At 70.5% G+C, this 5,450-nt stretch carries 5 protein-coding genes; 4 read left to right on the forward strand and 1 reads right to left on the reverse strand.

What is annotated here, in order from left to right:
• Window positions 1-150 precede the first annotated feature (150 nt).
• A complete protein-coding gene (locus ACFXGX_RS09725; protein ID WP_384787252.1) occupies window positions 151-1,506 on the forward strand; it encodes a hypothetical protein in 1,356 nt (451 codons plus the stop codon).
• 107 nt (window positions 1,507-1,613) lie between these two features.
• On the opposite strand, the gene ACFXGX_RS09730 is transcribed toward ACFXGX_RS09725, so the two are convergent.
• Window positions 1,614-2,246 carry a YceI family protein gene (locus ACFXGX_RS09730; protein ID WP_384787255.1) on the reverse strand — a complete coding sequence of 211 codons (633 nt, stop codon included), beginning with the start codon at window positions 2,244-2,246 and terminating at the stop codon, window positions 1,614-1,616.
• Window positions 2,247-2,536: 290 nt separating this feature from the next.
• On the opposite strand from ACFXGX_RS09730, the gene ACFXGX_RS09735 reads away from it, so the two are divergent.
• From ACFXGX_RS09735 to ACFXGX_RS09745, 3 genes are all read left to right on the forward strand, one after another.
• Window positions 2,537-3,034, forward strand: coding sequence for a hypothetical protein (locus tag ACFXGX_RS09735; protein WP_384787258.1), 498 nt, complete (start codon window positions 2,537-2,539; stop codon window positions 3,032-3,034).
• Between the two features lie 251 nt (window positions 3,035-3,285).
• Window positions 3,286-4,893 carry an acyl-CoA carboxylase subunit beta gene (locus ACFXGX_RS09740; protein WP_384787261.1) on the forward strand — a complete coding sequence of 536 codons (1,608 nt, stop codon included), beginning with the start codon at window positions 3,286-3,288 and terminating at the stop codon, window positions 4,891-4,893.
• A 57-nt stretch (window positions 4,894-4,950) separates the two neighbouring features.
• Entirely contained in the window at window positions 4,951-5,145 is a 195-nt protein-coding gene (locus ACFXGX_RS09745; protein ID WP_384787264.1) for an acyl-CoA carboxylase subunit epsilon, read from the forward strand.
• The last annotated feature ends 305 nt before the right edge of the window (window positions 5,146-5,450 follow it).

Below are 5,450 nucleotides of genomic sequence, written 5' to 3' on the forward strand. Positions count from 1 at the left end.
CGCTGCCCCGGGCTTCCCGCGCGGCGTGTGGGATAACCGGGAGGGCCGGCGGGGGCTGAACCGTCAGCCCCGGCCGGTCCGCGTTCCGGCGACCGTGGGAGGCCGCTCTCCCGATGTCCGGTTTCGCTCCGGTTCGGGTAGCTTCAAGGCATGAGGGCCGCACTCACCCGAGGACTTCCAGGCCTGTTGGTCGCACTGATGCTCGCGGCCCTGGCGATGGTGTGGTTCCCGGCGCCCGGGGCCCACGCCGCCACCGATGTCTCCACCGTCGCGGCGGCCCTGCGGAAGGGCCCCGTCTACGTGGACCCGGCCGCCTCCGGCCAGCTCTCCGCGGCGGAGGCCGACGCCCTCGCCGCCAAGATCAAGAAGGCGGACAAGCCGGTCTTCGTCGCGGTGCTCCCCGCGGACTTCCCCACCGCGAACCTGTTCCAGAACCTGCGCACCGACACCGGAATCACCGGCCTCTACGCGGTCAGGCTCGGCGACCGCTTCGACGCCCGCGCCGACTCCGCGGTGATGTCCCGCTCGGCCGTGCGGAACCTCGTCACCAGCGTCCAGGGCGTATCGGACGCGAACACCCAGCTCAACGAGTTCACCGACCGGGCGCTCGCCAACATCCACGGCGCGGCCCCCGCGAGCTGGGGCGGCGGCTCGAACGACGGAGGCGTCTCGGCGGGAGCGCTGATCGCGGTCGGCGCGGTGGCCGTGGTCGGTGCCGCGGGCGCGTACACGGTCGTACGGCGCAACCGGCGCCGGCAGGACGAGGAACAGCGTGCCGCGCTGGACCGGCTCCGTGTGGTCGTGGACGAGGACATCACCGCCTTCGGCGAGGAGCTCGACCGGCTGGACTTCCACCCGGCCGAGGCCGGCGCCGACGACGCGATGCGCGCGGACTACGAACGCGCGCTGGACGCCTACGAACAGGCGAAGTCGTACATGGCCCGGGCCCGGCGCCCCGAGGACGTGCGCGGCGTCACCCAGTCCCTGGAGGAGGGCCGCTTCTCCCTCGCCGTGCTCGCGGCGCGCCGCGAGGGCCGCCCGGTCCCGGAGCGCCGCGCGCCCTGCTTCTTCGACCCCCGGCACGGCCCGTCCGTCGCCGACGCGGCCTGGACGCCCGCCGGGGGCGCGCCCCGCGAGGTCCCGGTGTGCAAGGCGGACTGGATGCGTCTCACCGGGGGCGAGCAGCCGGCGGTGCGCGAGGTCGAGACGGAGTACGGCCGCCGCCCGTACTGGGACGCGGGCCCGGCGTACGGCCCCTGGGCGGGCGGCTACTTCGGCGGCGGCCTGCTGCCGGGCCTGCTCGTCGGGACCGTGCTCGGCAGCATCATGGCGAGCCCCGGGTACGGGGCCGCGTACGGCACCGGGTACGGCGACTTCGGCGGCGGCTACGACGGAGGCGATGTCTCCGGTGCCGACTTCGACTCCGGTGACTTCGGCGGCGGCTTCGGTGACGGCGGGGGAGGGGACTTCGGCGGGGGTGGCGGCGACTTCGGCGGCGGTTTCTGAGGCCGGGCGCGCCCGGCGGCGCTCCCGGGAGCCGGACACGAGAGCGCCCGCCTCCTCCGTACGGAGAAAGCGGGCGGACGCGCTCGGTGTGCCACCGGGCCGGTGACTCAGCCGGCGTTCTTGATCGCCGAGATGTCGAAGTTCAGCTTGATCTTGTCGGAGACGAGGACGCCACCGGTCTCCAGGGCCGCGTTCCAGGTGAGGCCCCACTCGGAGCGCAGGATCTCGGCCTTGCCCTCGAAGCCCACGCGCTCGTTGCCGAACGGGTCCTTCGCGGTGCCGTTGAACTCCAGGTCGATGCTGATCTGCTTGGTGGTGCCGAGGATCTCCAGGTCGCCGGTGATCCGGTAGTCGTCACCGCCGAGGGCCTCCGCCTTGACGGAGCGGAACGTCATCGCCGGGAACTCGTCGGTCTTGAAGAAGTCGGCGCTCTTGAGGTGGCCGTCGCGGTCGGCGGACCCGGTGTCGATGCTGTCCATCGTGATGTCGAGGGAGGCCGTGGACCGCGACGGGTCGCCGCCGTCCAGGTGCAGAGTGCCCTCGAAGTCGCTGAACTTGCCCTTGACGTTGGTCACCATCGCGTGCCGGGCGACGAAGCCGATCGTCGAGTGGGCCGGGTCGATGGTGTAGTCGCCGGTCAGCGCGGCCAGGTCCGGGCTGACGGCAGCGGCCGTCGCGGTGGCCGTCGCGGCGGTGGAGGTGGCGGCGGTGTCGGTGGTCTTGCGGCCGAAGATGCCCATGAGGTGCTCCTTGGGGGGACGGGCCGCGGTTCCGGGGAGAGCCACGGCGTCTTTCTGTTGAATGTTCAACGAGGTAACGCGGCCAACCGTAGACCTATTCCGTTCAAGTTTCAACAGCATCCGGAGCGTGCGCGTGGTGTCACGGTGGGTCGCACTCGTCCCCCCTCTGGCGGACGCGCGTAGAACTCGGGCACCATCTGCGTGCACCCCCTGCACAGCCGCCCCAAAGGAAGCACGGCCGCACGCCCGTGCGGCCGCCCGACGGTCCTCCGCAGGAAAGGTCCCTCCAGATGAAGTTCAGGTCCGCGCTGACCGCCCTGGCCCTTCTCGTGGTCCCGGGCGTCGCCGTCGTCGGCACCGCCACCGACGCCTTCGCCGTCAGTAAGATCAGTCACGCCACCGCGACCTCGATGTTCCGCCAGTCCGGCATCACCTGGTCCTCCTCCGGCAACTGTTCCGACCGCAACAACTCCACCTGCACCTCGTTCGAGCAGCTCAACCTCGCCACCGCGCAGGGCGCCCAGACCCTCAAGGGGGCCAGCGGCTGCGCGCTCAACATCACCGGCGGCACCGAGACCGGGCACGCGAGCGGCACCTACTCTCACTGGAACGGCTACAAGCTCGACTACGGCAAGAACACCTGCGTCACCGCCTACATCAAGAACACCTTCAGCTACATAGGCCTGCGCGGTGACGGCGCTCCGCAGTACCAGTCCGGCTCCGGCAACATCTACGCCGACGAGGGCAGCCACTGGGACGTCCTCTACTACACCTGCGGCGGCTGCTGAACCGGCGCCTCCGGGGTGCGCGGACCGCCGAACGGGCGTCCGCGTCACCCCGGTGACGGCATGTGCCGCTCATGAATGTGAGATGGCAGTCGGCCGAACGGTTTGTGTGACCTCCACAACCCCAAGCCCCTCCGGGCAGTCGGATCGCCTGCATCTGATGGTGGTTCTGTTCAGGGGCACCAGGAAAACGGTCCGGAGACTGTGCAGAGTCGACGGGCCTCTTTCCTTGGTGGACTTCGTATGGTCGCTACATGACCGTTTTGGACGAGGCCGACACCGCGAGCTCCACGATCCCCTCAGGCGAACCGACGGACGCGCGTGGCCGGGTGGCCGAGCTGCACGCCATCCGTGCGGAGGCGCTGCGGGGTCCCAGCGAGAAGGCGACCGAGGCGCAGCATGCCAAGGGCAAGCTGACCGCCCGGGAGCGCATCGAGCTGCTGCTCGACGCGGGCTCGTTCCAGGAGGTCGAGCAGCTCCGCCGGCACCGGGCGACCGGGTTCGGCCTGGAGGCCAAGAAGCCGTACACCGACGGTGTCATCACCGGCTGGGGCACGGTCGAGGGCCGCACGGTCTTCGTGTACGCCCATGACTTCCGCATCTTCGGCGGCGCCCTCGGCGAGGCCCACGCCACGAAGATCCACAAGATCATGGACATGGCCATCGCGGCCGGTGCGCCGCTGGTGTCCCTGAACGACGGCGCCGGCGCCCGTATCCAGGAGGGCGTCTCCGCCCTCGCCGGCTACGGCGGCATCTTCCAGCGCAACACCAAGGCCTCCGGCGTCATCCCGCAGATCTCCGTGATGCTCGGCCCGTGCGCCGGCGGCGCGGCCTACTCGCCCGCGCTCACGGACTTCGTCTTCATGGTCCGCGAGACCTCGCAGATGTTCATCACCGGCCCGGACGTGGTCAAGGCGGTGACGGGCGAGGAGATCACCCAGAACGGTCTGGGCGGCGCCGACGTCCACGCGGAGACCTCCGGCGTCTGCCACTTCGCGTACGACGACGAGGAGACCTGCATCGCCGAGGTGCGCTACCTCCTGTCGATGCTCCCGCAGAACAACCGTGAGAACCCGCCGCGCGCGGAGTCCGCGGACCCGGCCGACCGCCGCAGCGAGGTGCTGCTGGACCTGGTCCCGGCCGACGGCAACCGTCCGTACGACATGACCAAGGTCATCGAGGAGCTCGTCGACGACGGCGACTACCTCGAGGTCCACGAGCGCTGGGCCCGCAACATCATCTGCGCGCTGGCCCGCCTCGACGGCATGGTCGTCGGCATCGTCGCCAACCAGCCGCAGAGCCTGGCGGGTGTGCTCGACATCGAGGCATCCGAAAAAGCTGCACGCTTTGTCCAGATGTGTGACGCTTTCAATATCCCGATCATCACGCTGCTGGACGTGCCCGGGTTCCTCCCGGGTGTCGACCAGGAGCACGGCGGGATCATCCGGCACGGCGCGAAGCTGCTCTACGCGTACTGCAACGCGACGGTGCCGCGGATCTCTCTCATCCTGCGCAAGGCGTACGGAGGTGCCTACATCGTCATGGACAGCCAGTCCATCGGGGCCGACCTCACCTACGCCTGGCCGACGAACGAGATCGCCGTGATGGGCGCCGAAGGTGCCGCCAACGTCATCTTCCGCCGTCAGATCGCCGATGCCGCCGATCCCGAGGCGATGCGCGTCCGCATGGTCAAGGAGTACAAGGCCGAGCTGATGCACCCGTACTACGCCGCCGAGCGTGGGCTGGTCGACGACGTCATCGACCCCGCCGAGACCCGCGAGGTCCTGATCAAGTCGCTCGCGATGCTGCACACCAAGCACGCGGACCTGCCCTCCCGCAAGCACGGCAACCCCCCGCAGTAACCCGGCGGATCTTCCGCGGTACCCCCGCGGAAACCTCTCTCATGGAGACTGAAACCTATGAGCACCCCTGACATCCGCGTCGAGAAGGGCCATGCCGAGCCCGAGGAGGTCGCCGCCATCACCGCGATCCTCCTGGCCCGTGCCGCCTCCGCTCCCACTGATGCCGACTCCTCCCACCGTCCCCACCGTAAGGCGGGCTGGCGCCGCCTGGAGCGGGAGCCCGGTTTCCGGGCGCCGCACAGCTGGCACTGAGGGTCCGACGTCCGCAGCCCCGTCCTCCGATGGAGGGCGGGGCTGCGGCGTGTCCGGGAACCCGCAGGCACCCTCCACGGCCAACAGGAGCCGCTACGGCGGGCGTTCGGGCACTCCCCGCCACCTGGCCGCCCGACGGGGCGGTACGGGGCAGGAGTTCGGCCCGACGACGAGCGACGGCCCCCGCTTCTCCGGGGGGTGTAGCGGGGGCCGTCCTCGTGCGATCGGAGGACGCTAGCGCAGGCGCGCCCTGGGGGCGTGCGCGACCAGCGTGATCAGCGCGGTCGTGGCGGGCGCGCGGTGAC

Origin of the sequence: Streptomyces sp. NPDC059371, assembly GCF_042751995.1 — a bacterium.
Taxonomy (GTDB): Bacteria; Actinomycetota; Actinomycetes; order Streptomycetales; family Streptomycetaceae; genus Streptomyces.